28 protein-coding genes are annotated in these 26,121 nt (G+C 70.2%); 15 read left to right on the forward strand and 13 right to left on the reverse strand.

What is annotated here, in order from left to right:
- Positions 1 to 7: 7 nt before the first annotated feature.
- From DAERI_RS15660 to DAERI_RS15685, 6 genes are all read right to left on the reverse strand, one after another.
- On the reverse strand, positions 8 to 1,126 hold the full coding sequence (locus DAERI_RS15660; RefSeq protein WP_103130379.1) for a carbohydrate kinase: 1,119 nt from the start codon (positions 1,124 to 1,126) through the stop codon (positions 8 to 10).
- Positions 1,127 to 1,423: 297 nt separating this feature from the next.
- On the reverse strand, positions 1,424 to 2,257 hold the full coding sequence (locus tag DAERI_RS15665; protein WP_103130380.1) for an HpcH/HpaI aldolase/citrate lyase family protein: 834 nt from the start codon (positions 2,255 to 2,257) through the stop codon (positions 1,424 to 1,426).
- Between the two features lie 97 nt (positions 2,258 to 2,354).
- The gene (locus DAERI_RS15670) at positions 2,355 to 2,585 is read right to left on the reverse strand and encodes a hypothetical protein (RefSeq protein WP_103130381.1); all 231 of its coding nucleotides are present in this window, start codon (positions 2,583 to 2,585) and stop codon (positions 2,355 to 2,357) included.
- Complete coding sequence (locus DAERI_RS15675) at positions 2,582 to 2,965, reverse strand: VOC family protein (RefSeq protein ID WP_103130382.1); 384 nt, start codon at positions 2,963 to 2,965, stop codon at positions 2,582 to 2,584. Before DAERI_RS15675 ends, DAERI_RS15670 begins: the two co-directional genes overlap by 4 nt.
- Positions 2,966 to 2,991: 26 nt before the next feature.
- A complete protein-coding gene (locus DAERI_RS15680; RefSeq protein ID WP_103130383.1) occupies positions 2,992 to 3,498 on the reverse strand; it encodes a GNAT family N-acetyltransferase in 507 nt (168 codons plus the stop codon).
- Positions 3,495 to 4,382 carry an RIO1 family regulatory kinase/ATPase domain-containing protein gene (locus tag DAERI_RS15685; protein WP_103130384.1) on the reverse strand — a complete coding sequence of 296 codons (888 nt, stop codon included), beginning with the start codon at positions 4,380 to 4,382 and terminating at the stop codon, positions 3,495 to 3,497. Before DAERI_RS15685 ends, DAERI_RS15680 begins: the two co-directional genes overlap by 4 nt.
- A gap of 310 nt (positions 4,383 to 4,692) precedes the next feature.
- Here DAERI_RS15685 and DAERI_RS15690 point away from each other — a divergent pair, with 310 nt between their 5' ends.
- From DAERI_RS15690 to DAERI_RS15700, 3 genes are all read left to right on the forward strand, one after another.
- Positions 4,693 to 5,742, forward strand: a complete 1,050-nt coding sequence (locus DAERI_RS15690) for a magnesium transporter CorA family protein (protein WP_235610425.1) — start codon at positions 4,693 to 4,695, stop codon at positions 5,740 to 5,742.
- 512 nt (positions 5,743 to 6,254) lie between these two features.
- Positions 6,255 to 7,847 carry a RecQ family ATP-dependent DNA helicase gene (locus DAERI_RS15695; RefSeq protein WP_103130385.1) on the forward strand — a complete coding sequence of 531 codons (1,593 nt, stop codon included), beginning with the start codon at positions 6,255 to 6,257 and terminating at the stop codon, positions 7,845 to 7,847.
- 107 nt (positions 7,848 to 7,954) lie between these two features.
- The gene (locus DAERI_RS15700) at positions 7,955 to 8,161 is read left to right on the forward strand and encodes a DUF2795 domain-containing protein (protein WP_103130386.1); all 207 of its coding nucleotides are present in this window, start codon (positions 7,955 to 7,957) and stop codon (positions 8,159 to 8,161) included.
- A gap of 67 nt (positions 8,162 to 8,228) precedes the next feature.
- On the opposite strand, the gene DAERI_RS15705 is transcribed toward DAERI_RS15700, so the two are convergent.
- Positions 8,229 to 9,185, reverse strand: a complete 957-nt coding sequence (locus tag DAERI_RS15705) for an ABC transporter substrate-binding protein (protein ID WP_103130387.1) — start codon at positions 9,183 to 9,185, stop codon at positions 8,229 to 8,231.
- Positions 9,186 to 9,393: 208 nt separating this feature from the next.
- Here DAERI_RS15705 and DAERI_RS15710 point away from each other — a divergent pair, with 208 nt between their 5' ends.
- Positions 9,394 to 10,269 carry a hypothetical protein gene (locus DAERI_RS15710; RefSeq protein ID WP_103130388.1) on the forward strand — a complete coding sequence of 292 codons (876 nt, stop codon included), beginning with the start codon at positions 9,394 to 9,396 and terminating at the stop codon, positions 10,267 to 10,269.
- Between the two features lie 53 nt (positions 10,270 to 10,322).
- On the opposite strand, the gene DAERI_RS15715 is transcribed toward DAERI_RS15710, so the two are convergent.
- Positions 10,323 to 12,317 carry a S9 family peptidase gene (locus DAERI_RS15715; protein WP_103130389.1) on the reverse strand — a complete coding sequence of 665 codons (1,995 nt, stop codon included), beginning with the start codon at positions 12,315 to 12,317 and terminating at the stop codon, positions 10,323 to 10,325.
- 199 nt (positions 12,318 to 12,516) lie between these two features.
- Between DAERI_RS15715 and DAERI_RS15720 the strand changes: the two genes are divergently transcribed.
- From DAERI_RS15720 to DAERI_RS15735, 4 genes are all read left to right on the forward strand, one after another.
- Positions 12,517 to 12,708 (forward strand): hypothetical protein, encoded by a 192-nt coding sequence (locus tag DAERI_RS15720; RefSeq protein ID WP_103130390.1) that lies wholly within the window; start codon positions 12,517 to 12,519, stop codon positions 12,706 to 12,708.
- Positions 12,709 to 12,796: 88 nt separating this feature from the next.
- Positions 12,797 to 13,891, forward strand: a complete 1,095-nt coding sequence (locus DAERI_RS15725) for a M20 family metallopeptidase (protein ID WP_103130391.1) — start codon at positions 12,797 to 12,799, stop codon at positions 13,889 to 13,891.
- Positions 13,892 to 13,919: 28 nt separating this feature from the next.
- Complete coding sequence (locus DAERI_RS15730) at positions 13,920 to 14,222, forward strand: hypothetical protein (protein WP_103130392.1); 303 nt, start codon at positions 13,920 to 13,922, stop codon at positions 14,220 to 14,222.
- 235 nt (positions 14,223 to 14,457) lie between these two features.
- Positions 14,458 to 14,997, forward strand: a complete 540-nt coding sequence (locus DAERI_RS15735; protein ID WP_235610426.1) for a DUF4142 domain-containing protein — start codon at positions 14,458 to 14,460, stop codon at positions 14,995 to 14,997.
- 280 nt (positions 14,998 to 15,277) lie between these two features.
- On the opposite strand, the gene DAERI_RS15740 is transcribed toward DAERI_RS15735, so the two are convergent.
- Complete coding sequence (locus tag DAERI_RS15740; RefSeq protein ID WP_103130393.1) at positions 15,278 to 15,931, reverse strand: PIG-L deacetylase family protein; 654 nt, start codon at positions 15,929 to 15,931, stop codon at positions 15,278 to 15,280.
- 71 nt (positions 15,932 to 16,002) lie between these two features.
- Between DAERI_RS15740 and DAERI_RS15745 the strand changes: the two genes are divergently transcribed.
- The 7 genes from DAERI_RS15745 (at position 16,003) to DAERI_RS22080 (ending at position 20,859) form a co-directional block, all read left to right on the forward strand.
- A complete protein-coding gene (locus tag DAERI_RS15745; protein WP_103130394.1) occupies positions 16,003 to 16,998 on the forward strand; it encodes a GNAT family N-acetyltransferase in 996 nt (331 codons plus the stop codon).
- On the forward strand, positions 16,995 to 17,963 hold the full coding sequence (locus tag DAERI_RS15750) for a GNAT family N-acetyltransferase (RefSeq protein WP_103130395.1): 969 nt from the start codon (positions 16,995 to 16,997) through the stop codon (positions 17,961 to 17,963). The genes DAERI_RS15745 and DAERI_RS15750 overlap by 4 nt, the downstream gene beginning before the upstream one ends.
- A complete protein-coding gene (locus tag DAERI_RS15755; protein WP_103130396.1) occupies positions 17,960 to 18,919 on the forward strand; it encodes a GNAT family N-acetyltransferase in 960 nt (319 codons plus the stop codon). Before DAERI_RS15750 ends, DAERI_RS15755 begins: the two co-directional genes overlap by 4 nt.
- Positions 18,920 to 18,971: 52 nt before the next feature.
- Positions 18,972 to 19,664 (forward strand): arginase, encoded by a 693-nt coding sequence (locus DAERI_RS15760; RefSeq protein WP_103130397.1) that lies wholly within the window; start codon positions 18,972 to 18,974, stop codon positions 19,662 to 19,664.
- Between the two features lie 79 nt (positions 19,665 to 19,743).
- On the forward strand, positions 19,744 to 20,289 hold the full coding sequence (locus DAERI_RS15765; protein WP_165794244.1) for a VUT family protein: 546 nt from the start codon (positions 19,744 to 19,746) through the stop codon (positions 20,287 to 20,289).
- Positions 20,286 to 20,651, forward strand: coding sequence for a hypothetical protein (locus tag DAERI_RS15770; protein WP_103130398.1), 366 nt, complete (start codon positions 20,286 to 20,288; stop codon positions 20,649 to 20,651). Before DAERI_RS15765 ends, DAERI_RS15770 begins: the two co-directional genes overlap by 4 nt.
- Before the next feature lie 28 nt (positions 20,652 to 20,679).
- Positions 20,680 to 20,859 carry a hypothetical protein gene (locus tag DAERI_RS22080; protein WP_133162049.1) on the forward strand — a complete coding sequence of 60 codons (180 nt, stop codon included), beginning with the start codon at positions 20,680 to 20,682 and terminating at the stop codon, positions 20,857 to 20,859.
- A gap of 49 nt (positions 20,860 to 20,908) precedes the next feature.
- Here the strand turns inward: DAERI_RS22080 and DAERI_RS15775 are convergent, their stop codons facing one another.
- From DAERI_RS15775 to DAERI_RS15790, 4 genes are all read right to left on the reverse strand, one after another.
- A complete protein-coding gene (locus DAERI_RS15775; protein ID WP_103130399.1) occupies positions 20,909 to 22,054 on the reverse strand; it encodes a prepilin peptidase in 1,146 nt (381 codons plus the stop codon).
- A gap of 111 nt (positions 22,055 to 22,165) precedes the next feature.
- Positions 22,166 to 23,518 carry an alginate O-acetyltransferase AlgX-related protein gene (locus DAERI_RS15780; protein ID WP_103130400.1) on the reverse strand — a complete coding sequence of 451 codons (1,353 nt, stop codon included), beginning with the start codon at positions 23,516 to 23,518 and terminating at the stop codon, positions 22,166 to 22,168.
- Positions 23,515 to 24,693 carry an alginate O-acetyltransferase AlgX-related protein gene (locus DAERI_RS15785; RefSeq protein WP_103130401.1) on the reverse strand — a complete coding sequence of 393 codons (1,179 nt, stop codon included), beginning with the start codon at positions 24,691 to 24,693 and terminating at the stop codon, positions 23,515 to 23,517. Before DAERI_RS15785 ends, DAERI_RS15780 begins: the two co-directional genes overlap by 4 nt.
- A 9-nt stretch (positions 24,694 to 24,702) precedes the next feature.
- Positions 24,703 to 26,121 carry an MBOAT family O-acyltransferase gene (locus tag DAERI_RS15790; RefSeq protein ID WP_103130402.1) on the reverse strand — a complete coding sequence of 473 codons (1,419 nt, stop codon included), beginning with the start codon at positions 26,119 to 26,121 and terminating at the stop codon, positions 24,703 to 24,705.

The following is a 26,121-nucleotide window of genomic DNA, read 5'->3' on the forward strand; positions in this document are numbered from 1 at the left end:
GGGGACTTCAGGGGTGGGCCGATTCCAGCCGCGCCCTGATTGTGCCGGGGGTCAGGATGGGGGACACGGCGTGCAGGCTCTCGACCGTGAGCGCGGCGGCGGCGTGCCCGTGGCGGGCGGCCTCGGCGGGGGGGTGCCCGGCCAGGAGGGCGGCCAGGTACGCGGCGAGCATGGCGTCCCCGGCGCCCGTCACGTCGGCAACCTGTGCGGAAAGGGCGGGAACCTCGGTCACGCCGTCCGGGGTGGAGAGCAGGCTGCCCCGCTCGCCCCGCCGGACCCAGACCGTCTGCACGCCCCGCGCGTGGAGCTGACCTGCCGCCCCGGCGAGAGCGTCAGATGTGTTGGGGATGTCCTGCCCGACCAGGGCCGCGAGTTCGGCGACGTTCGGCGTGACGGTGTGGGGGACGAGTCCCGACGCCAGGGCCGGGAGGAGCCGCCCCGCCTTGGGCACGCTGACGGGCTCGAAGACGACCGGCGTGCTCCCCTGGGCGCAGAGGGTCAGCAGGTGCGTCAGGGTTTCGGTGCTCAGATTGCCGTCCGCGATCACCCAGGAGGCGCCGCGCAGCACTCCCCGCCGATCATTCAACGCGGCGGGAGTCAGGGCGTCCGTCGCCCCCATTGCCGCCACCGCGATCACCAGTTCCCCGCGCTCGTCGAGAACGGCGGTGTAGGTGCCGGTAGGCCTGTCCGAACGCAGCACGTTCCGCACGTCCACGCCCGCCGCCTCGGTCTCGCGCAGCAGCAGGTCACCGTTCGGGTCCCGGCCCACCGCCGCGATCAGGTGGGTGGGAACGCCCAGCCGCGCCAGATTTTCCGCGATGTTGCGGGCCACGCCGCCCGGGGCCTGGGTCGTCACGCCGGGGTTGCTGGTGCCGGGCACGGCGGGGGCGAGGGTGCGGGCCTTCACGTCCACATTTGCGCCGCCGATGACAACCACGTGGGGGTCGTTCTCCGGTGCGACCACGTAGCCGCGGCCCAGCAGGAAGCCCTTGCGGGTCAGGTTGCTGACGTGGACGTTCACTGCCGCGCGGGAGGTTCCCAGGCGACGGGCCAGGTCTTCCGGGGTGCTGAGCGGGGACTCGCGGATCAGGCGCAGGAGGTCTCGCTCGCGGTCGGTCAGGGACATGGCTTAAGCAAGATAAAGGGACTTAGTAGAGTTAAACAAGGGGCAGAGTATCTTGATGCGGTTTGCCCCCACCCCCAGCCCCTACCCCCAGAGGGGGCAGGGGAGCTTTCCGCTGCGCTCGGCAAAGGGCTCGCTCACCTCGCCGGTGGCCGTCCTTCGCCACGCGCAAGGTTTGATCTTGCTGCATTCCAAGCTGCGTCCCCACCGTCTCGCTGCGCGAGCCGACGTGGTGAAGGCGGTGCGAGAGCAAGTTGCTGGCAGGAATGGCCCGTCCACCATAGACGGTTTTGAGAAGCTTCAGCTTGGGTTGGTCTTTGTCGCTTTCCAGAGGTCGAGCATTTCCTGGGCCTCGTCCGCGTGCATCTGCTCGATGAGGGCGCCGCGGTGGGTGGCGATGCTCTGGCCCTCGGCTCGAGCCTGTTCCCAGACGCTGAGGAGGGTTCGGGCCTCCTCGGCTTCCTGGTCTGTCACGCCGAAGGTGGTGTTGGCAATCCCGATTTGATCCGGGTGGATGACGGTCTTTCCGGCGAAGCCGAGGGTGCGGCCCTGCTCGCATTCGTGGGAGAAGCCCTCTGGGTCGCGCACGTCGTTATATACGGCATCGAGCGGGATTTTGCCGTGGGCGCGGGCGGCCAGGACCACTGCCGACAGGGCGTGGAGCAGGGGCAGGCGGCCGGGGGCGGGGCGGGTTCTCAGCGCCCGCGTGAGGTCGTTGGCGCCCACGATCATGCCCGCCACACCGGGCACCGCCGCGATCTCCGGGGCGCGCAGCACACCCAGGGGGGTTTCGATCATCGGCCACAGCGGCACGCGCAGGTGCAGGCCCGCGAGCACGGCGGGGTCCTCGGCTTTGGGGAGCACGATCCCGTCCACGCCGCCCAGCAGGGCCATCTCGCGGTCGTCGTGTTCCCAGGGGGTGCCCAGGCCGTTCACCCGCACGAACAGCGGGCCGGGCCAGCGCCATGCGAGGGCCGCCCTGACGTTCTCCCGCGCCGCCTCCTTGTGTTCCGGCGCCACGGCGTCCTCCAGGTCGAGGATCACCGCGTCCGCGTGCAGGGTGCGGGCCTTCTCGATGGCGCGCGGCTTGTCGCCGGGCACGTAGAGAACGCTCCGCAGCGGCTTAACGCTCACGCTCGGCGCCCTGACACCGGGGTTTGGCCGCACTCGACACGAGCAGGAAGGGCAGGAGGACGAGGAGGAACTTGAGGGGGCGCTTCATGGGGTCAGGTTACTCGCCCGGCTCACGGACACGGAGGCCTGCAAACTTGAGCGCATGGGCGACGATCAACGCCGTCTCCTGAACGGTGAATGTCGTCCTCTCATGCCCGGACCAAACTTGAACGAGGTAGTCGCCCTCTGCCGTCTCCTCGATATTGAGCAGGTTCAAGGCATTCTGGTAGACCTCCAGGTTCATCGAGTCTCGTTCGATGTCGCTCGCCACGACGAACTCCAGGCTCACCCCAACCCCCAGATGCTCGGCGGTGCCAGTTCCAGCACGTTCCCCGCCGGGTCCTCGAAGTACAGACTCTCGCCCCGGTTGCCCCAGGCGTAGCGGGTCACCTTCAGGCCGTGCCCCTCCAGCCGCGCCTGCCAGGCGTCCGTCTCCTCCCGCGCGATTCCCAGGCAGGCGTGTCCGCCCGGCTTTCCCGCGTGCGGCGGCACGTCGCCAGGTTGAAGGCTCGCCGCCGGGTCAAAGATCAACAGCATGGAGCCCTCCAGCCGGTAGAAGAGGTGCCGCCCCGCCACCTTCCCGAAAAGGCTGAGGCCCAGAACGCCCGAGTAGAACGCCTCGGCGGCCTCCAGATCGTCCACGTACAGGCAAGTTTCGAGGGCGCGCATGGGGAGAGCATAGGCTTGCGGCACATTCAGGCGGGCATTTCGAGCCCCGCGTAGGGGCTGAGGTCATCCCGCAGCGGGTAGACCATTGCCGCCGGAGTGTCCGGGCGCAGGCCAAATTCGGCGGCCCGGCGGAAGCCGAAGCGCGGGTAGTACTCCTCATGGCCCCACAGCACCACCATCGGCTCGGGGCGGCCACACAGCCGGGCCAGCACGCTCCTCATCAGCGCGCTGCCGATGCCCCGGCGCTGGAACTCGGGCAGAACGCTGAGGGGGCCCAGCAGCAGCACGCGCCGGGGCCGCTCGGGATGCTCCGGGTCACCCCGCAACTCGGCGGGCGCGACGATCACGTGGCCGACCACTTGACCTTGGACCTCGGCCACCAGCGAGAGGTCGGGGAGGAACCAGCCCGAGGCGCGAATCTCCCCGATCATCTCGTTTTCCCGGACGCCACCGCCATCGGTGAAGGCCAGGCGGGTGACCTCGGCAATAGCGGGGGCGTCGGCGGGCTGTTCGGGGCGGATGTGGGGGGTCACGGCAGCAGCACGCGCGGCTTGGGCCCCTGCCCCCCGGCGCGGCGCTGGACCTCGCGCAGGGTGGCCTCGGCGTCGGCCTGGATGCCGTGCTTGCGGAAGCTGGTGGCGAGGCTCTCGGCGTCGCGGCGCAGCAGGTCCTTGAAATTGGGGTTCTGACGGGTTGTGAGTTGGGGAAAGTCGATGATCGTCACGGTGTTCTCCCACCACAGGAGGTTGTAGGTGCTGTAGTCGCCGTGCGCGTACCCCAGCCGCAGCAGGTCGGCCATGCCCCCCACGGCCTGATTCCAGGCGTCCCGGGCTTCCTCCGGCGAGAGGGCGGCGTCGCTGAGGCGGGGGGCGGGGGTGTCCTCGGCGCCGATCAGGCGCATGAGCACGGCGGGGGTGGTCTGCGCGTAGTCGTAGGGGTCGGGGCCGACGAGGGGTTCGGGGACATTCAGGCCCGCCCGCCACAGGTGCCACAGGTGCGCGTACTCGGCGGTCACCCACCCGGCCTGAAGCATCTCCAGCCCCCTGCGCGAGCGGCCCTGCATCGCCTTGGCGGCGCGCTTGTCGAGGATGACCTGCCCCTCACGGTAGACCCCGTCACGCTTGAAGGAGCGGGCTTCGAGTTCGCGGTAGAGCTTGAGCAGAACGCTGCCGCGCGGCCCGCGCGCCACATACGCCGTGGCCTCCTTGCCGCTCTTGAGTTCGGCGACGACCTCGGTGATGTGCCCCAGGTCGGTCAGGCGGCGAATCAGGTCGTCCGTCTCGTCCCCGCCTTCCGGGTCGGCGGTCAGGGTGGCGAGGCGGCGCTTGCCCAGCGGCTTCTTGGCCTTGTGCTTGTGGGGACGTTCGGGAAGGGTGTCCGCGTCCTCCAGCTCGTCATCGAGCCAGCGGGCGCTCAAGGTCGCCCCGTGGGCGCGTCAGGCCCGGATTGTCGTGGGGAGGGCGGCTGCGGAAGTGGGTGCGGCAAGGTGACTCCTGGATGCGGGGGCGAAGCTTCCTCGTTCGGTCGCGGTCAGGCTGACAATGGGGTTGATGTCGGTCATGCACAGCACCTCCTTCCGGTGTTGCCCCCACCGTAGCAGGTGAGGGAGGGGTGAGGCAGCGGGGAGGCGGTGGGTAGGCCATCCTGCCTACCCGGGGAAGCCTCAAGGCGCCTTGGGCTGACTGGTGGGAGGACCCTGGAAGGCGGCTCTTCTAATAACGGCAGGTATGGCAGTGAGCGGCACGGGGCGGGGGAGGCGGGTGGACGGGGGGCCAGCAGCGGAAACCCCCGCGCGCGACACGGGGGGCGTGCGGGTGCGCCCCTACCTCTTCGACGCCGACGGTGAGGACCGGGAGGTCCACCTGGACGGGGCGCTGGTGCGCGGGCTCTCCGAACGTCAGCTCCTGTGGGTGGATGTGCTGGGCCGGGACGCGGCGGAGACGGGGCGGCTGGGGGAGCTGCTGGGCTTTCACCCGGGCGCCACGCAGCACCTCGCCGACCCCAGCCCGCACCCGCAGGTGAGGAACTACGGGGACACCTTCCGGGTGGACGTGCAGGCGGTGGGCGAGCGGGGGGGACGGCTGGTCGGCACCGAACTCAACATCGTGGTGGGGCCGGGCGCGCTGATGACGGTTCACGCGGAGGACATCCCCTTCCTGGACGAGTTCACCGCCCAGGAGCGGAATAACGACAGGCTGGGGCAGCTCACGCCCGAGGCTTTTCTGGCCGCGCTGCTCAACTGGCACCTCACGAGCTACCTGCGCGAGGTCGAGGCCCTGGAGCGCCACCTGGACGAGGTGGACGAGGCCATTCTGGGGCGGCCCGAGCGCGGTGACTTTCTGGGAGACCTGGCCCGCCACCGCCGCCGGGTGAGCGAGTTGCGGCGGCTCCTCACCGACCACCGCGACGTGTACGCCACGCTCTCCCGGCCCGACTTCAAGGCCATCGAGGACAGCGCGGCGGCAGACTATTACGACGCCCTGGAGGAGCGGTTCGAACGGGCGCTGGCCTCCACCGAGGGGCTGCGCGAGGCGGTGCTGGGATCGTTCGACCTGTACATGACCAGCCTGGGCCAGCGCACGAACGACACCATGCGGGTCCTGACGGTCGCCACCGTGTTGCTGGGGCTGTGGGCGCTCGTCGCCAGCCTTTTCGGCACGAATTTTCAGTTGCCCCTGGAGAAGACGGGCGTGCGGGGGTTCCTGGCGATGCTGGCCGCCCTGCTGCTGCTCTCCGCCCTCGTGATGTGGGCGGCACGGCGGCGGCGCTGGTGGTGAGGCGCCCGGTTGACGATTCCTTGAGCCGGGGCTGGGGAACGGTGGGGGTTAGATAAACCCTTCTTGCCTTATCCCGCAGTCACCACCCGCCGCCCGCCCCGAGACTGGGACGCTGCCGTTCCTCCCGGGTCCGCCTTCACGGGGTGACCGGGAGGCCAACCAGATCGAACCTTCCCGCGTCGGCTGCCCGGGTCCGGGTGAGCCGCGCGTGCAGGAAAGGACCCATGCCCAGACGAATCCGAGTCCACGTTCCCGAGCCCGAACCCGCCCTTTCCGAACCCCACCCCACTCCGCCGGGCACCGGCCCGGGTGCAAAGAACAGGTCCAGGACCGCTGAACCGGTCTCCGTCACAACCAGAGCGGCGCCAGCTTCCGCTCTCTCCGCGACGGTTTCGGGCGACGAACGCGCCGGGACGAAAGTTCCCCAACCAAGGTTCAAAGCAGTCAAGCCCACGGAACCTCCAGCCAAACCGGCCCGGGGCATCCGGCGTGCCCAGCAGATCGCCCGGGAGGTGTTCGGCTACGACCGGCTCCACGAGGCCCAGAAGGAGGCCATCGCGTCCGTCCTGGGGGGCAGGGACACCCTCGCCATCATGCCCACCGGCAGCGGCAAGTCGGCGATCTATCAGGTCGCGGCGATGTCGCTGGGCGGCCCCACGGTGGTCGTCTCGCCCCTGATCGCCCTGCAACGGGATCAGGTCGTGGCGCTGGAGGAGAACGCGCCCGGCCAGGCCGCCCTGGTCAACTCCACCCTGCGCCCCGCCGAGCGCGAGGAAACCCTGGAGGCCTTTACGGAGGGCGAGGTCGAGTTCCTGTTCCTGGCGCCCGAGCAGCTCGCCCATGCGGAGACGTTGGAGCGCCTGCGGGCCGCTGGGCCCTCGCTCTTCGTGGTGGACGAGGCGCACTGCGTCTCCGAGTGGGGCCACGACTTCCGGCCCGAGTACCTGCGGCTGGGGGCGGCGGTGGAGGCGCTGGGGCACCCCACCGTCCTCGCCCTGACCGCGACCGCCGCGCCCCCGGTGCGTGAGGAGATCGTCGAGCGGCTGGGGATGCGGGGCGCGCAGATCCTCGTGCGCGGCTTCGACCGCCCCAACATCCGGCTCGGGGTGCAGCCGTTCGAGGACGCGGGGACCAAACGGACGGCGCTGCTGGAGGCTGTCCAGGCCGCCCCCAAGCCCGGCATCGTCTACGCCGCGACCCGCCGGGGTGCCGAGGAGTTCGCGCGTGACCTGACGGAGCGGGGCGTGCGGGCGGCGGCCTACCACGCCGGGATGAACGCCCCGTCCCGCGAGGCCGTGCAGGCGGCCTTCATGGCGGACGAGCTGGAGGTGATCGTGGCGACCACGGCCTTCGGCATGGGGATTGACAAGCAGGGCGTGCGCTTCGTGCACCACCTCGACCTCTCGGGCTCGGTGGACGCCTACTACCAGGAGATCGGGCGGGCGGGGCGGGACGGCGAGCCCGCCGAGGCGACCCTCTTCTACACGCCCGGCGACCTCCGGCTCCGGCGCTTCTTCGCGGGGGGCACGCTGGTGGACGCCGATCAGGTGGGGGCGGTGCTGCGGGCGGTGCGTGAACATGGCGGGCCGGTCGATCCGGCCGGGCTCGGGGAGGAGACCGGGCTCTCCCAGACCCGGCTGCTGAGCGCGGTGAACCGCCTGGAGGAGGTCGGCGCGCTGGAGGTCCTGCCGGATGGCGAGGTGGTCGCCGTGGAGGGGATGGAGACGCCCGAGGTGGTGGCGCAGGCCGCGCTCGCCCAGGAGCACCGCCGCGCCTACGAACGCTCCCGCCTGGAGATGATGCGCGGCTACGCCGAGACGGGGGGCTGCCGCCGCGAGTTCCTGCTGAGCTACTTCGGCGAGGAGTACCACCCCCCCTGCGGCCACTGCGACAACTGCGAGGCCGGGCGGGTGCAGGCCCACCCCAACCCCGACGGCGTGCCCTTCGCCATCGGCAGCCGGGTCGCCCACCCCACCTTCGGCGAGGGGCTGGTCATGCGCTACGAGGGCGGGAAGGTGACGGTGCTCTTCGACCAGCAGGGCTACCAGACGCTGGCGCTGCCCGTGGTGCTGGAAAACGGGCTGCTGGAGCCGGTGGGGGCATGATCGGCCTTTCTCCGTTAAAGAAATGGCCGCGTCGTCATAAGCCGGGGTGAAGATCCTTCGAGGCTGCCGCCCATCCGGCGCCAGATAATCGAGCCCAGGAGGCCCCTATGGCGAAGATCAACCCCATCCAGCTCCAGAAGCACCTCAAGGGCGTGAACTACCCGGCGAGCAAGCAGGACCTGATGGACGCCGCCGAGGAGAACGGCGCGGACGACGACGTGCGCTCGATGCTCGACGAACTCCCCGACGAGGAGTACGAGACGCCCGCCGCCGTGAATAAGGCGCTCGGAGGCATGGACAGCGGCGACGAGTAGAGAGTTGGGGAAAGTTTAGGGGGGAGGGGTCGCCGACCGGGCTGACCCCTCCCCTCTCCCTTGTTCCTCAGCGGACCGTTTTGCTGATCAGGCTGTTCGTGTAAAAGGTGTCGGCCTTCGTCCCGGCGGGGAGGCTCCCCTGCCTCACCAGCGCGGCGACGGCCTTGGCCCAGGCGGCGGGGTCGCTGGCCCCCAGACCGCTTGCCCGGGTGTAGGCGCTTTGCATGAGCGGGGTGCTCGCCTTCAGCACGTCCAGGGTCCCGCCCCCCGTGCCGAAGACGGGCTGCGCGAGCTTGAAGGCGCGGGCGGGGTCGGTCACCGTGAACTTCAGTCCCCGCTGCGAGGCGCGCACGACCTTGCGGGCGAGGTCCCCCGTCAGCGTCTTGTCGAGCGTGATCAGGCCGGAGCCCACCATCGGGTAGGCGCCCGAGATGTCCAGGGTGTAAACCTTCTGCCCGGCATTGCGGAGCTGCACGACCTCGTTGTTGAGGAAGCCCACCGCCGCGTCCACCCGCCCGGCGCGCACCGCGTCGAGCTGGGTGAAGCCGATGGAGGCGAGGCGCACGTCGCGGCCCTCCTGCAACTCGGCGCTGTCGAGCAGGGCGCGTAGGGCGGCGTAGGAGCTGCCGAAGGTGCCGGGAATCCCGACGGTCTTGCCCTTCAGGTCGGCAGCCCGGTTGAGGGGCTTGGTGCTGAACACCGTCACGGGCGACTTCTGGTACATCGCCATCACGTAGCGGACGGGGGCGCCCTGGTTGCGCGCGAAGATCGCGTCCTCGGGATCACCCACGATGAAGTCGAGCTTGCCCTGAAGGAGCAGCGGCATCAGTTCGGAAACGTAGCCGTGCTGGAACCGCACGTTCAGGCCCTCGGCGCGGAAGTAGCCCAGCTTGTCGGCCACGTAGAAGGGGGTGAACTGCACGTTGGGGAGGTAGCCCAGCCCGATGTTCACGGTGCGGGGCGTCGCCTGTGCCCCTGCCGTGGCGGCGGCGAGCAGGACGAGGAGGGAGAGGGCACGCTTCATGGGGGCGAGTATAGGGGCGCTCGGTGACGTGACCATGACCCGCCTCGCGGTCCGGGTGAAGCTCCTGCCTTCCCGGCCCTCACTCATCCTTGTGACGATCTATCGGTGCCCGGCCCCCCTGCCCCCGGGTGGTAGACTCCGGGGTGCGCCTGCATAGGCGGGGGCCAGTTGGGCCACCTCGTGAGCGGGGCGCAGCGAAAGGAAGATCATGACCGACGACAGCAGGCAGCACACCCCGGACGAGACCCCGGAGGAACTGCGCGACATTTTGCCCGAGCTTCAGGGCGAGCCCGACGAGGACCCCGTGCTGGACGCACAGGAGGCCGAGGAAGAGGGCGTGATGGTGGCCGCGATGGACAGCGGCAACGTGAGTGACGAGGACGAGAGCGGCGAGGGTGAAGAGGGCGAGGACGAGTACATCGACGCCGATGACCTGCTCGCCGTGCTGGGCGAGATGAAGGAGATGCTCGAGGCCCAGGGCAAGGAAATCCGCGGCCTGCGCCGCGAGATGCGCGAACTGCGCGAGAGCCAGGGCAGTCAGGGCGGCGGCTTCCGTCCGCGCGAGGACCGTCAGGGTGGCGGTTTCCAGGGTGGCGGTGACCGTGGCGGCTTCCGTCCCCGTGAAGACCGTGGGGGTTACCAGGGTGGCGGCGACCGCGGCGGGTTCCGCGGCGACCGTCAGGAGGGCGGCTTCCGCCCCCGCGAGGATCGTGGCGGCTTCCAGGGCGGCGGTGACCGTGGCGGGTTCCGTCCGCGCGAAGACCGTCAGGGCGGCGGTTTCCAGGGTGGCGGTGACCGTGGGGGCTTCCGCCCCCGCGACGACCGCGGCGGTCAGGGCGGCGGCTTCCGTCCCCGCGAGGATCGTGGCGGCTTCCAGGGCGGCGGTGACCGCGGGGGCTTCCGTCCCCGTGACGACCGTGGTGGTCAGGGTGGCGGTTTCCGTCCGCGCGAGGACCGGGGCGACCGCAACTTCGGCGACCGCGAGTTCCGTCCCCGCGAGGGTGGCGATACGGGCGGCGAGGGCTTCCGTCCCCGCGCCCGCGCCGACCGCGGCTGGGGCAACAAGCGCCGCGACGACGAATAAGTCAACCTAGAGAAAGGGCCGGGAGGTAATTCCCGGCCTTCTCCTTTGGTGTCCTACGCGCTCGCCTCCGCCACTCGCTGCTCGCCCGTCTCCGTCCCCAGCAGCCAGCGGTCGAGCCAGCCGAGGTATTCCTCCAGCCGCCCCAGCCGCCGGTCCGGGCGGCCCGAGCGCGACAGCTCGTGGTCCTCGCCGGGGAAGCGCACGAAGCGGACGGGCACGCCGTGCAGCCGCAGCGCCGCGTACCACTGCTCGGCCTGCTCGATGGGGCAGCGGTGGTCGAGGACCGAGTGGACGATCAGGGTGGGCGTGCGGACGTTCTCCACGTACTTCAGCGGGCTCATGTCCCAGAGCTTCAGTGCATCGGCGCTGCGGTGGAAGTTCAGCCCCAGTTCGTCGTCCCAGAAGCGCATCCCGATGTCGGAGGTGCCGCCGAACGAGAGCAGGTTGCAGATCGAGCGGTCGGTGATCGCGGCCTGAAAACGGTCCGTGTGTCCGGTGATCCAGTTCGTCATGTAGCCGCCGTAGGAACCGCCCATCACGCCCGAGCGGGCGCCGTCGAGCTGCGGGTACGCGGCCAGGCAGGCGTCGAAGAAGGCGAGAAGGTCCGCCATGTCCACCGTGCCCCAGCGACCAAATATGTCCGAGGACCAAGCCTGCCCGTAGCCCACGCTGCCACGCGGGTTGCCGTAGCACACGCCGTAGCCCCGCGCTGCAAAAAGTTGGAACTCGTGGACGAAGGCGTGCCCGTAGGCGGTGTGCGGCCCCCCGTGGATGGTCAGCAGGGCGGGGGCGCGCTCCCCGCCGTCCGGCAGCAGGACCCAGCCCTCCCCCTCGCCGAGTTCGTTCCCGAAGGTCACGCGCTCCGGCCTCCGCGCGGGGAAGGGGAGGCGGCCGTGCAGGTCGGTCACCTGGGCGCCGTTCAACTCCACCTCGGGGAAGCGGTCGGCCCGCTCGCGGATCAGGGCGACGCCCCCTCCCCGGGCGGTGAAGGCCGGGATGACTGCCTCCGGGTCATGGTCCTGGGGGGTCATGGTGCCGTCCAGCCCCACTCGGAAGAGGCCGCAGGCGCCGCCGACCGTGCTGGACACCAGCAGCGTCTCCCCGTCCAGCCAGACGGGGCGCTCGGGAAAGGCGCCCACATGGCAGTCCCCGCCGACGAGGTTGCCGATGGGGCGGTCCCAGGCCTCGTCGAGCCGCCGCCACGAGCCGTCCGCCTCGACCAGGAAGAGGTGCGAGTCCTCGGGGCTGCCCTTGCCCTCGGGGCGACCGACGAGGGCGAACCGCTCGCCGTCCGGGTGGGGGATGACGGCATTGATGGCCGAGTTCCAGCGGGAGACGCGGGTGCGCTCGCCGCTCAGGAGCAGCGTCTCGGCCTCCTGCCGCCACTGGGCCGCATCTTCCTCGGTCGGGCTGGAGACGAGGAGGACGCCGCGGCTGTCCGGCCACCAGGCGTAGGCGGCGACCTCCACCTCGGGAGCGAGCCATTCGTGTAACTCCTCGGTCGCTACCTCGTAGCGCCACAGCCGGGCGGGGCGTTCGGGCAGCCAGTCGCGCCCGTTGAAGCGGTAGCGCGGTCGGGTGATGACCCGCGCCTCACCGCGCTCGTCGCGCTTGTCCTCGTCGTCGCCGGTGCTCAGGAAGGAGAGGAAACGCCCGTCCGGGCTCCACTGCACGTCCTGCACGCCGCCCTTGAACCGGGTGACCCGCCTCGCCTCGCCGCCAGTCAAGGGCAGCAGGAAGAGTTGCCCCTTCTCCCCGCCCGCCTCGCGCACGAAGGCCAGCGTCTCCCCGTCCGGCGACCAGCGCGGCGAGGTGTCGCGGCCCTCCCCCTGAGTGAGTGGCCGGGCCGCCCCCCCGTCCGAGAGGTGGAGGTGCGAGCGGTAACGGGGCCGGGGGAAGTCCGGGTCGGGCTTCTGCGGGTCCTCCTCCGCTACCCGGGACAGGACGAAGACCGCACGCTTGCCGTCCGGGCTCACCTGCGGGTCGGAGGGAAAGGCGAGGGCGAGCAGGCTCTCCGGGCCGGGCTGGGCCGAGCTGGGCTGGGACATACCGCAGTCAAGCATACGGCTCCTTCCCGTACAGCCCGATTTGCGCCCCTCATGAGCCTTCGCTCAAGGGAAAAGGCACCGGCTCTTGCCCTTTCCAGAGGGAGAAAACCTACGCTGGACGTACCGGAAGCTTTCGGACCCCTTGCCAAAGAGCACGTGCGTGGCGCTCCAACATCCCCACTTCGCCCGGAGGACCTGCATGGATGAACTTCTCTGCACCTGGGTGCCTGGAACCATCGACATCGTTCGGCTGAAAGTCTCGGGCCGCACCATCGAGCTGACGAGCACCCGGCTGGCCCGCATCTTCGGGTCGCGGGCGCTGGACGAGCTGTATCTCAAGGGCCGCACGGTCCTGAAGGCCAACCCGCAACAGGTCGCCCTGCTCGCCTGAGGCGGTTCCTGTCGCCGCCCCGCACCTGACCCGCGGGGCGGCGTTCCGTCACGCCCAGAAACGCCCCGGGGCCGGATAGCATGGCCTCATGCAACCTGACCTTCAGGCCATGCTCGCCGACCTGCGCGCCCTGGTGGAGATCGAGTCGCCCTCGACCGATCCGGTCGCCGTGAGCCGTGTCATGGACGCGGTGGAGGGCCGGGCGAAGGGCCTCGGCGCCGTCACCCACGCGCTCCCGGGCGGCACCCGGCGCTTCGACTTCGGGGTGGACGGCGCGGGGCAGCCCATCCTCGTCCTGACCCATGCCGATACGGTGTGGCCCACTGGCACGCTGGGCACCATGCCCTTCCGGGTGGAGGGGGACCGGGTGTATGGCCCCGGCACCTACGACATGAAGGCGGGCATCGTGGGCCTGCTGCACGCCCTGCGCGCCCTGGGGGGCGAGTGGCCGCGCGGCGGCGTGCAGGTCCTGCTGACCCCCGACGAGGAAGTCGGCAGCCACAGCAGCCGGGAGGCCATCGAGGCCGCCGCCCGGGGCGCCCGCGCCGTGCTCGTCGTCGAGCCACCCGTCGCGGACACGCACGCGCTGAAGGTGGGCCGCAAGGGGACGGGGTATTTCCGGCTCACCTTTCACGGCGTCGCCTCGCACGCGGGCAACAAGCCGGAGGAGGGGGCGAGCGCGATCACCGAGGCGGCCCGCGCGGTGCTGGAGGTGCAGGCCCTCGCCCGGCCGGAAGTCGGCACCACCGTCAGCGTCGGCCTGATCCGGGGCGGCAGCGCGGCGAACGTCATTCCCGCCGAGTGCGTGTTCGATGTGGACGTGCGGGTCTCCACCCTGGCGGAGGCAGACCGCGTTGAGGCCGGGGTCGCCGCCCTGCGGCCCGCCGATCCGCGCGTGCGCCTGGAGGTCACGGGCGGCCTGAACCGTCCGCCCTTCGAGCGCGGCCCGGGGACGGAGGCGCTCTTCAAGCAGGCCCAGGCCATCGCCCGGGACCTCGGCTTCGAGGTGGGGGGTGAGGTCGTGGGGGGCGGCAGCGACGGCAACTTCACGGCACCGCTCGCCCCCACCCTCGATGGATTGGGCGCGCCCGGCGACGGGGCGCACGCCGCGCACGAACACGTCCGTCTCGACCGCTGGCCCGACCACGTGCGGCTGCTCACGCGCCTGCTGCGGGAAGTGTAGGCCGCCCTCGTCCATTCTGGGAGACGCCATGTTCAACCTCTTCGGCAGGAAAAAATCGTCCGCCAACCCCTACGTCAAGCAGGACGACCCGCAGACCTTCCGCGTGCGCGTCCGCACCCGACTCCACGGCGAGGTCGTCGAGTTCCGCTTCACCAAGGCCGCCCACATCGGCGCGGACGACGAGGGCGGCTACCTGTTCCGCAAGGCTGTCGTCAGCCCGGCGCACTTTGACCGGGGCGAACTGCTCGTGCGCTTCGACTCACGTTACAACGTGACCGCGACGGAGGGCGAGGGCGTGGAGTTTATTCCAGTCCGCGAGTGGGAGGATTGAAGAGTTACTGTTGAGCTTTCGGTTGTTTGAATTGCTCCGATTGATCCATTTCGTGCTTCTCCTAGCAAAGCTCGGGAGAGGAACAGTAGAACCTGCTACCGTTCAATTTCCACGTCACAAAATGCCTAACGCTTCCTCCATATGGACTTACGGTGGAATGAAGGTGGCCTGATTTCACCTCATCGTGGGACCTGCCAAGCTACGGGCGTTCATTGCTCGCCCCGGAGGTTTCACCATGAATAAACGTCTTGCCGTTTCCGCGCTGACCCTCTCGTTTGCCCTCTCGACGGCCTTTGCCGGGGGTTCGGCCCAGGCCCCCCTCGGTCCCGTCACCACCGCCCAGGTGTCCAACGACTCGGACGTGCTCGCCATGGAAGTCATGTCCATGAGCAACCTCACCGAGATCACGACCTCGCAGCTCGCGCTGCAAAAGAGCAGCAACCCGGCGATCCGGGCCTTCGCCCAGCAGATGATTACCGAGCACACCAAGGCGCAGGCCGAGCTGAGTAGCCTCGCCGCCCAGAAGGGCATCCGCATCACCGACAAGCCGGGCGCCGACCAGCGCCTGCTCTACAACCGGCTGACCACGCTCTCGGGGGCCGCCTTCGACGCCGCCTACAAGAACGTGCAGGTCAACGGCCACGCGATGACCCTCGCGCTGATCCAGACCTACCGCTCCGTTGGCAATGACCCGCAGGGCCTCGCCCTCGCTGCCAAGATGCAGCCCGTCGTGGCCCGCCACCTCGAAGAGGCCAAGGCGCTGCCGGGGGGCTGAGGCGCGTAAGCGAGGAGCCTGGGCGCGTCCCGGGCTCTTTTTGTTTTGGAACTCGGCTGAGAGCGGCTGTGTTTTCCTCTCTCCCCTTAAAGGAGACTCGCAGGGCTGCTTGCAGCGGGCTGGGGAGAGGGGGCGTGTGACCCGCCTGAGCGTCTGCAAGAGGGCCTGCCTGGTCTACTGGCCGCGCTGGGGGTCGTGCCCGTTCACCCCCACCCGGCCTCCCCCCTCAAGGGGGAGGGGCTTTAAAAACTGTGTGGCGCACAATCTCCAGCGACAAGGCCTACCCCCCGACCTCGTAGAACGTCTCCTCCGTGATGCGCTCGGGGAACTTGCGGATGAAGTCCACCGTGCTCAGCGCCTGGGTGCGGTGGCAGGCGATGGCCTGGAGCTTGCGGCGGATGTGGCGGGTCACGTCGCGGCGCCGGTTGGGTAGAATCCAGGCGGAGCGCAGGTCCTCGCGCTCGGGGGGCGTGGCGCTGGCGTAGTACCACAGGCGGGGCCGCTCTTCCGCTGGCAGGGTGTCCCACGCGGCCTTGACCGCGCGGTGGGTGGTCACGTGGTCGGGGTGGCCGTTGCTGCCGTTGGGGGGGAAGGTCAGCACGACCTCCGGGCGGTGCCGGGCCATCGCCTCCCGCGCCACCTCGACGAGCGGCTCAAGCGGCTGGTCTTTGAGGTACTTGTCGGGGAAGGTGTGCTGCTCGTGGACCGTCAGCCCGATCACGTCCAGGCAGGCTTTCAACTCGGCCTGGCGCATCCGGGCGAGTTCCTCGGGGCCCTCGGCCAGTCCCAGGGTGCGCCCCGCCTCGCCGCGGGTGAGGGTGACGAGGCCGCAGCGGTGCCCCTCCTCCAGCAGGTCCATCAGGGTGCCTGACGCCCCGTACACCTCGTCGTCGGGGTGGGGCACGATGAGCAGGAGTTTCAGGCGGTCGGTCATGCGGCCCAGAATAGGGCGGGTAGGCGCTGTGGCCGATGTGCGTTCCCAACGGCCCGGTACAGGATGGTCCCGTGAACGATGCCCCCTTTCTCCTGCGCGCGCCCCGCAAGCCGGACGACTACCCGGACGTGGCGGCGGTGCTGACGGCCTCCGACCCCGAATGGCCCGTAACGCCCGAGCTGCTGCGTGTCTGGGACGAGGCGCACGACCCTGACCTCTTCCGCACCGAGGTCGTCGCCGAGCAGGATGGCCGCGTGGTGGGCGTGGGCCGGATCGGGCACGACGACTTCGCCTTCGAGGAGTGGCGCTACTGGGGCAGCCTGAGTGTGGACCCGGAGGCGCGGGGGCGGGGCATCGGCGGGGCGCTGTACGAGGAACTGCTCTCGCGGGTGCGAGCGCGTGGGGCGCGGGAGGTCCGCACCATGCTCACCGACGGGCCGCACCACGCCCCGGGCCGCGCCTTTCTGGAGCGCCGGGGGTTCCGCGTCGCCTGGGAGCGGTACGAGTCGCGGCTGGACACGGGCGCGGCGGACCTGGGCCGGTTCGGGGAGCTGCTGGCGAGCGTCGCGGCGCAGGGCGTCGAGCTGCACAGCATCGCTGACCTCACCGCCGACCCCCAGCGTGACCGGCGGCTGTGGGAACTCGACTGGCTCCTCTTCCAGGACGTGCCGATGGGAAACACGCTCACCAAGCGGCCCTTTGAGGCGTGGGTGAAACAGGAACTGGAGGACCCCACCTTCGCGCCGGAACTGTCCTTCGTGGCCGTCCGGCCTGAACTGGACGACCCCCTCACCGGCCCCTACGTCGGCTACACGACGTTGATGCGGAACCCGGCGGGCTTCCACGTGATCGGCATGACGGGCGTGCGGCGCGAGGACCGGGGCCGGGGCGTCGCCAGGGCGCTCAAGGTGGCAGCGATGCGGGCCTTGAGGGAGGCGGGCGGCGGTGAAATCCGCACCCTGAACGACCCGCCCAACAAGGCGATGCTCGGCATGAACGAGGCGCTGGGCTTCGTGCGCGGCCCCACCCACCTGCGCTACGAGCTGCGGCTGGGGGAGGAGGCATGAATATCCGCGAGACGACCGACGCCGACCTGCCCGTGCTGGCCGGGATCATGAACGCGGTCAACCCCCGGCATCCCGTGACCGCCGAGCTGCTGGGGCACGAGTTGCGAAGCCTGCGCGAACACCCGCTGAACCCCTACGTGGGGGTCTGGCTCGCCGAGGAGGGCGGGCGGGCGGTGGGCACGGGCTTCCTCATGCAGCCCCCCGGCATGTTCCACCCTGGCCGCTACTGGGCCGAGGTGATGGTGCTGCCGGAGGCGACGGGCCGGGGGGTGGGCCGCGCCCTCGCGGACATACTGGAGAATTGTTTGGCGGGGCGGGGCGCGAGGGAGGTGCAGGCGGGCGCCTACGAGGACGAGCCGCGCGGCCTCGCGTTCCTGACCCGGCGCGGTTTTACCGAGACGATGCGCTATTTCGACAATGTGCTTGACCTGACGGCCTTCGACCCGGCGGCCTGGGTGCAGGAGGCGCGGTTGCCGGAGGGCCTGCGCGCGGTCAGCCTCGCGGGGCTGATCGCCGAACAGGGGGAGGATGCCGCCTGGCGGGCCTACCACTCGGCCTTTGCAGAGGCGCGCGAGGACGTGCCGCGCACAGGTGCGGCGACGCCTCTTTCCTTCGAAACCTTCCGGGAGCGGGGGGCGGGACCCACCTTCCTGCCGTGGGGCGTGCTGCTCGCCGTGACCGACGCGGGTGAGGTCGTCGCCCTCTCTGAAATGTACGCCGACCCCACCGACGCCACTCGCATCAACACCGGCCTGACCGGCACCCGCCGGGCGTGGCGACGCCAAGGGCTGGGCCTCGCGCTCAAGCTCGCCGCCCTGGGCCAGGCCCGGGAGCGCGGAATTCGGACCGTCTGGACGAACAACGCGACCACGAACCTCCCCATGCTCGCGCTGAACGAGCGGCTGGGCTTTCGCCCCCGGCCCGCCTTCATCGAGATGCGGCGCGGGAGTGTGGAGGGAGTATGACGCTCACGATTCGGCCCATCCGCGATCCCGAGTGGGAGGCCGCCGCCCGGCTGTGGACCCTCGCCGTGCCGCACGACCCCTTCAGCGCGGGGGACTTTTGCAAACGTGCCGCCGAGCAGGAGGGGTGGGGCTACACGGCCTTCACCCTCGCGGCGCTGGAGGGGGAGGAGGTCGTGGGCCTCGCCTCGGTGTACCAGAACCCCGGCATGTACCACCCGCACCGCTTCGTGCTGGAACTCGCCGTTCACCCGGGGCGGCAGGGGAGGGGAGTGGGCGGAGTGCTGTGGGAGGCGACGCGGGCGGAACTCGTCCGGCACGGGGCGCAGGCCGTCCGCACGAGCGCCCGGGAGGATCACCCCCTCGCCCCCGGCTTCCTCGCCCGGCGCGGGTTTGTGGCGGGGAATCGGTATTTCACGAGTGCCCTCGACCTCTCCACCTTCGACGACGGGACTTACCGGGTTCTGGAAGAGCGGCTGGCCCGGCAGGGCGTGCGCGTCCGCAGCCTGCGCGAGTTGCGGGAGGCCGGAGAGCCCGACCTCCCCGCCCGTCTCCATGCCCTGATGAGCGACGTGCGCCGGGACGTGCCCCGCTCCGAGCCCGCCACGCCGCTGAGCCGTGAGGTGTTCGAGGAAGCGGTTCTCGGCGACCCCGGCCTGCTCCCGGAGGCCTACCTGATCGCCGAGGACGCGGGCGGCGCGTGGGTCGGCCAGACCACCCTCTTCCGCACCGAGGCGAGCCCCGACCTGCTCACCGGCCTGACGGGCGTGACGCGGGAGGCGCGCGGGCAGGGGGTCGCCACGCTGCTCAAAGTCCACGCCCTGCGCGTGGCCCGAACCCTCGGCGTCCCCGCCGTCCGCACCGACAACGCGAGCGACAATGCGCCCATGCTCGCCATCAATGACCGCCTGGGCTTCGTGCGGGACCCGGCGAGCGTGAGCTACCGGCTGGAGTTCTGAAGTTCCGGGGCGATACTCGGGGCGTGATCTCTCTCCCCCTCCCTTCCGGCCCATGCTGCTGAGCCTCGACTGGGACGCCTTCAGCGGCACGCGCGAACTCGTGTTCGACGCGCCGATCTGGGGCACCCGCGACCGCGAGCCCGACCGGCTGGAGGCGTGGCGGGAACGGGCGCGTAAACGTGACCCGGGGGCGCCCGGCTGGACGGCCCTGGACGCTGACTTCCCCCTCTACCCCGGCTGGGAAGGGCTGGAACGCTACGCCGGGATTCCGGCCACCGTGACCCTCACCCACGCGGACGCCTGGACCTGGCTCGAAGCCTTTCCGGGTCAGGACGTGCTCAACGTGGACAGCCACTACGACCTCGCCAGCCTCAGCGGGGACGCGGGGAGGGTCAGGCCCGGGAACTGGGCGGGGCTGGGGCTGCGGGCGGGGCTCATCCGGCGCTACACGTGTCTTTATCCCGACTGGCACGCGGGGTTGCCCGTGGCGGAGGGGTTTGACCTGGCGCGAACCTGGGATGAGGTCGCGTCCCTGTTGCCCCCCGAGGTGCTGGAACGGGTGACCCTCCGGCGTATGGACGACCCCGGCGCGGGCCTCCCCGACCCGGCCCGGGTCACCGCCGTCCTGCTCGTGCAGTCGCCCGCGTGGACGAGTCCGGCGCACGATCCCGTCTTTTTCGGGCTGGCCCGTACCCTGCGCGCCGTGCCCCTCACCCCGCCGCTTTCCCGCTCAGGATCGGCCTGACCCCATTTCCCCGTCCACTGGACCTGCTACCCTCGGCGCTGGCCCGTGACCTGTCCTGTCGCTGCGGCCGGAGGACGCCATGACCATTCCTGTTGCTGGCCGTATGCCCCTGCTCCTGATTGCGCTTTACGCGGGCAGCATCCTGCTCGCCAACCTGACGCTCAACCAGTTCATTCAGCTTCCCGTGTTCGGGCTGCTGAGCGTGGGCACGATCTTCTTCGCGGCGGTCTTTACCCTGCGCGACCGCATCCACCGGGCGGGCGGGCTCAAGGCCGTCTATATCGCCATCGCCACCGCCCTCATCGTCAACACGCTGGCCGCGCTGCTCGTGGGCACGCCGTGGCGCTTCATCGGCGCGTCGTTCCTGGCGATCCTGGTGGGCGAGCTGGCCGATACCGCCGTCTACCAGCGCCTGATCGAGAAGAGCTGGTGGACCCGCGTGCTGACGAGCAACGCCGTGAGCGTGCCGCTCGACTCGGTCCTGTTCACGCTGCTGGCCTTTTACGGCTCCATGAGCGGGCGCGACATCGCGCAGATCATCTTCGCGGACATCCTCGCCAAGTACACCATCGCCGCCCTGTTCGCCTTCCGGGTGCGCCACGCCGCGCGGGCTGCCGCCTCGTGAGTGACGCCGCCCCGCTGCTGAAGACGATTGCCAACGCGAGGCCGGGCCTGCCCACGGTCGTCGAGCACATCCTGCACCTGCCCGAGCTGTGCCCTGCCAGCCATAACCCGGTGCCCGGCAGCACCCTGACGCTGAGGTATGCGGCGGGCGAGCGGCTGCTGGAACTCTTCAGCCTGGACACCTACATCGACGCCTTTGTCGCGCACCCCGTCGTGCGGGATATGGAGCTGTTCGTGCAGACGGTCGCCCAGGACGCCGCGAACGCCGCCGGAGTCGAGGTGACCGCCACCGCCGACGTTCGCCTGCACCGGGTGCGGCAGGGACAGCGCGTGACGGTCGTGGCGGCGCCCGAGTTGCCGTGAGGGGCGGTCCGGTCGAGTACGCTGGTGCATGGCGGACTCTTTCCTGAACCGTGTGGTGAAGTGGGTGGAGAAGAGGCGGGGCGCGGCCCCATCACCCCGCCGCCCGAACGACGAGGACGACGGCGTGGGCGTTCCGGTGCCCACCGGGCCGCGTCCACGGCGGGGTGGGGCGAAGGCCAGGCCGCCGCAGGAGCCGGTCCAGAAATGAGGAGAGCGGGGCAGCCTTCAAGGTGTGGCTGCCCCGCCCTCTTGCCCTGTCAAAGCCCGAGCATCCCCCAGTAGGCCGCCACCAGGCCCCCGCCCCAGATCAGCGCGACGACCGCGCCCAGGGCGAGGTACGGGCCGAACTTCACCCGGTTCTCGCTCCTCAGGGCGAGTTGCACCAGGCCCAGCACCGCGCCGGCCACCACCGCCACGACGAGCGCGACGAGCAGCCGCTCCCACCCCAGGAACACGCCGATCACGGCGGCCAGTTTCACGTCCCCGAAGCCCATCGCCGAGGGGTCGAAGGGGGCGTCCGCTTCCGACTCCGGCTCGCGGCGCAGCCACCAGTACACGCCCGCCACGAGGGCCGCGGCGCCCGCGGCGGCCAGGGCGCCCTGCACCATCAGGATCAGGCCGGGACCGAAGCCCGTGCCCCCCAGCGCCACGCTGACGAGAAAGCCGCCTAGGGTGACGAGCTCGGGAATGCGGACCACCCGCCGAGAGGCGAGGTTCAGGGCCGCCGAGGCGAGCGCCGCCGCCAGCCCCCACCATGGCCCCAGCCAGGCGCCCGCGAGCAGGGCCAGGGCAATCTGCTGGTAGCCGGTGGGCTGCTCGGGGTACTGGCGCTCCCGGAAGCGCCGCAACACCCACGACCCGATCAGGTCGATGGTCACGAGCAGGCCCGCCCCCAGCAGCGCCCCCTGCACGGCGCCCGCGAGGGTGGGCAGGCCGCCCGCCTCCGCCGCCCCCGAGCGGGTGTTGAGCCACGCGAGCGCGAGGCCCAGCGCCACGCCGGGCAGCGTCAACTCGTCGGGGATGGTGTACGTGTCGAGGTCGATGGCGCTCGCCACGAGGAGCAGTGTGAACAGCAGCATCAGCCCCAGGGTGCCCGCCCCGAAGGTCGTGAGGGGAAACAGCGCCGCGATGGCTGCGTAGCCCGCGCCCGTCAGCAGCTCGACCACCGGATACCGCGCCTTGATGGGCGCCCGGCAGTAGCGGCACCGCCCCCCCAGCCCCAACCACGAGACGACGGGCACGAGGTCCAGGGGAGAAAGGCGGTGGTCGCACTTCGGGCAGTGGCTGGGCGGGAAGGCGACGCTCTCCCCGCGCGGCAGACGCCAGATCAGCACGTTCGAGAACGACCCGACCAGCAGGCCGAACACGCCAGCGAACACCACGAGAAGAACGTCAGGGCTCACGGGCAGAGTCTAGGGTGCCTGACCTGACAGGGACCTCGCAAACTCCCCGGGGGGCAGGGGCGGCCCGTCGTCCTCGGGAGAGCCGTGCCGGTCCTGGCCGGGCGTGTTCTCTTAGGGCGAAGGGAGATCGCCCTGGGGATTCCCCAGATCGACCAGGCATACTTCGGCGTAGCCCGCCGTGGGTTTGCGGCCGTCGATGGCGATGGAGGCCTCCAGGGGCGTCCGCCCGACCGAGGCCAGGCTGTAGAAGTCGTTGCGGCTGCCCCGGAAGTAGTCGGCCGACACGCGCCAGTTCTCCCAGCGCATGGGCGAGCCGTCCGTGTACTTCCCCCGCACCTCCAGGTAGTTGGTGGTCTCGTTCGTGTGGATGTGGACCAGTTTTCTGGCGTCCGTCTGGGGAAGCGTGCCGAAGCTGATCTTCTCCTGCCCGGCGGGAAAGTCTACCCGCGCGAGCCGCGTCCTGTCGGTGCAGGAGAGCAGCGCCGCCGTGGCCTGGTTGTAATCGAAGGCGTTGTTGGAGAGCCAGCCCATAAAGGGGACGACGATGAATTTGGGCAGTTTTTCCCTCACCCCGGGATCGGCCAGGTAGCCGTAGAGGGACAGCAAGGGCCCGGCCCCCGCCGAGGAGTAGTTGACCGTGTTCAGCCCGGTTTTGTATTCCAGCAAGGGACCGAAGTTGCTGTCGGGGAACCCCTGGCCGAAGCTGTCCCCGAAGATGCCGACGACGGCATCCTCATCGCCCAGCAGGGACTCGTCCTCCTGCTCGTAGCGGGCCTGGTAGCTCGTCATCTTGGGCAGCTTCTGCCCGCAGACACTCTCGAAACGGTTGCCGTAGGAGCCGGTAAAGGAGCTGCCCCCCGTAAAGGTGAGTGTTCCCTTCTTGGTGGGCAGCGTCCACTGCCGGGCCTTGATGATCCCGGCTATCAGCTCCGCCGTCTCCTCGGCCGCCTTCTCCGCGCCCGAGGTGGTCCAGTGGTGGTCGCGCGGGTAGAAGAAATCCTCGCCGCGGGCGCCGGGCTTGAATGCCAGGATGTCGGGCAGCAGGTCGACGACGTGGGCGCCCGTTCCCCGGGCGGACGCGATCATCTGTTCCCAGCTCTGCACGAACTTCTGGCTGGAGAAGTCGAGCCGCGGGTAAGCGGTCAGGTCCAGGCCCCCCGCGTACTTGATGGCCCGGGAGGGGACGGGGACGAGGATGAGTTCAGAACCCCGTGCCCGGAAAGCGTTGACGAGGAGGGTGAGCTGGCCCGCGCCCTTGAACTCATAGGTGTCCTGAAACTCGGGGCTCTCGAAGATAAAGCCATTCTTGCCGAACAGCTCGAAACTCCCCTTGCCGTCGTAGTCGCTGGACTTGGCGCAGCCCTGAAGGGGAGGGGTCTCGCTGGCCCGGGCGGGCATCTCCTGGGCGGCGCCGAGCCCGGCGAGCAGCAGGCCGGAAGACAGAAGGAATCCTGGAATAGTCATGTTGCTCCTTGGGCGGGGGGTGTGCCGGGAGTCTCCCGGGCGTGTGGGGCGGCTCCGGCACTGTCCAGCTCCGGGTAGTTGACCCTCAGGTACCGTTCGGGAATCTCCCAGATGACGACCCGGGGGGGCGTGGAGGTGCGTTCCGGGCTCCGCAGGTAGTCGCGCATGGGCAGGAAAGGCCCGCGCCCCTGATCGGCGACGTTGAGGACCTCGGTGCCCAGCGCCTGCTGGAGCTGCCCGGCGAAGTCCCAGACATTGGCCGAACTCGGCGCGCTGTAGCTTGTCCCCACCAGCGTGACGGCGATGCCCTCGTCGCCCAGTAGGCCGCCGCCGCCGTCCAGCCGCTCGGTCGACCGTGCCCGGACCCAGTCGGAGGTGGACGGCGCCCGCTCGACACCCGGCAGGTAGCGCAGCAGGTCCCCCGGGTAGAGTGCCGGGGCCGCCCGCGCCCCCCTGAATTCCCCCGCGGGCAACTCCAGCCCAAGTGAGCGCACCCGCGAGGCGACCGTCCGGGCCGCCACGCCCGCCCCATCGGGAGTCCAGTGGGTATCCGTGCGGAAGAACAGGTTGGGACTGCCCCCCGCCGCCGCCCGCCGCAGCGCCGCGTAGAGGTCGGGGGCGACGATTCCCTCGGCCTCCAGCCCCCGCCGGAAGGTCTCGTACTCCGGGGTCTTGCTCGCCGGGACGCGGGCGCCCCCCAGGTGCGACGAATACAGCCGGGCCTTGGCCGGAATCAGCGCTACCACGAGCCGCGCGCCGTCCCGCGCCAACTCGCGCCGCACCTGATCCACGTACCTCAGCTTGTCCCGCACCTCGCGGGCGTCGGTCGGTGCGGTCTCGAATTCCTCACTCGTGTACAGCCAGCCGTCCCGGCCCACCACGGCCCCCGGCTGGGCCTCCCCGAAGAGGCGGTATCCCACGCCGCCCCACAGGTCCAGGGCGGGGCGGCGCCAGGGGACACCGGCGTCCAGGCCCTTCTCGTAGGCGGCGGTCCACTCGCCGGCCCTGACGTTCTGGTCCCGGGGCAGGGTGCGCGCCCCCGGCGAGGTCAGGGCCAGCAGGGCGCCCGCCCCCAGCACGGCCAGGAGGAACAGGCCGGGGAGCCAGTGGAGCACCGCGGGAACGGCGTGTCTCTGACCGTCGTTTTTGACGTGATCCCGCGCGAATTCGGTCACGAGCCGACCTCAGAACTGGAAGTAGAGAAAGGGCGTGTAGGACTGGGCGCTGAGCTTGAGGATCGCCAGCACGAAGAGGGGCAGCAGGGCGGTGGTGGCCGCCACCGCGAGACGGGGGCGCAGCAGGCGGCTGCCCACATCGCCCACCCGCTCACCCCAGACCGGGGCCACGTAGACCAGCACGGCGGCGACGAGCATCGTGACGAGTTCGCTGGGCCGCACCTGCCAGGCCAGCGTGTCGGAGAGCCCCGCGCCGTTGAGCCCCACCATTCCCCGGTACATCCCGAAGGCGTCCGCCACGTTGTCCGCCCGGAACATCACCCATCCCAGGATCACCAGGAGCATCGTCCCGGGAATGGTGAGCCACGCGGGGGAGGGCCGCCAGAGCCCCGCCTCCTTCATCCGGCGCTCGGTGGCGAGCAGGCCGCCGTGCCACATGCCCCACAGCAGGAAGGTCCAGTTGGCCCCGTGCCACAGCCCCCCCAGCACCATCGTCAGGAAGAGGTTGAGGTAGGTCCGCGCCCGTCCCTTGCGGTTGCCGCCCAGGCCGATGTACAGGTACTCGCGCAGCCAGGAACTCAGGCTCATGTGCCAGCGCCGCCAGAACTCGGTGATCGAGCGCGAGATGTAGGGGTGGTTGAAGTTCTCGGGGAACTTGAAGCCCATCATGGCCGCCAAGCCAATTGCCATGTCCGAGTACCCGCTGAAGTCGAAGTAGAGCTGGAGGGTGTAGGCGAGAGCGCCCAGCCAACTGTCGGCCAGCGTGGGGTTGGGCTGGTTGAAGGCGGCGGTGACGAGCGGGGCGATGGAGTCGGCGATCAGGACCTTCTTGGCAAAGCCGGTCATGAAGCGGGTGGCCCCGTAGCTGAACCCCTCCAGGGTGTGGGTGCGGTGCCGGAACTGGTCGGCGAGCAGGTTGTACTTCAGCACCGGCCCGGCGATCAGGTGCGGGAACAGGGCTATAAAGGCGGCGAAGTCCAGCAGGTTGTGAGTGGGCGGTTCCTCCCGGCGGTACACGTCCACCAGGTAGCTGATGGCGTGGAAGATGAAGAACGACAAGCCGATGGGGAGCAGGATGGGCGCCCAGGCGAAGGGGGCGAAACCCAGGCTGGTCACCACCGCATTGAAGCTCTCGACGCCGAAGTTCGCGTACTTGAAGTACCCGAGCGCCCCCAGGTTCAATGCGACCGCGACGGCCAGAATCTGGAAGCGCCGCCTTCCCTCGGCCCGCCCCAGGGCGAGCGCGAAGACGTACGCGGCCAGGGTCACGCCGACCAGCAGCCACAGGAAGTCCAGCCGCCACCACCCGTACAGGGCGTAGCTGCCCACCAGAATCCACCCCGAGCGCCAGCGGAAGGGCAGCAGGTAATACACCACCAGGAAGGCGGGCAGGAACAGAAAGAGAAAGACGTTGCTGCTGAAAACCAC

Source organism: Deinococcus aerius (assembly GCF_002897375.1).
GTDB classification, from domain to species: Bacteria; Deinococcota; Deinococci; order Deinococcales; family Deinococcaceae; genus Deinococcus; species Deinococcus aerius.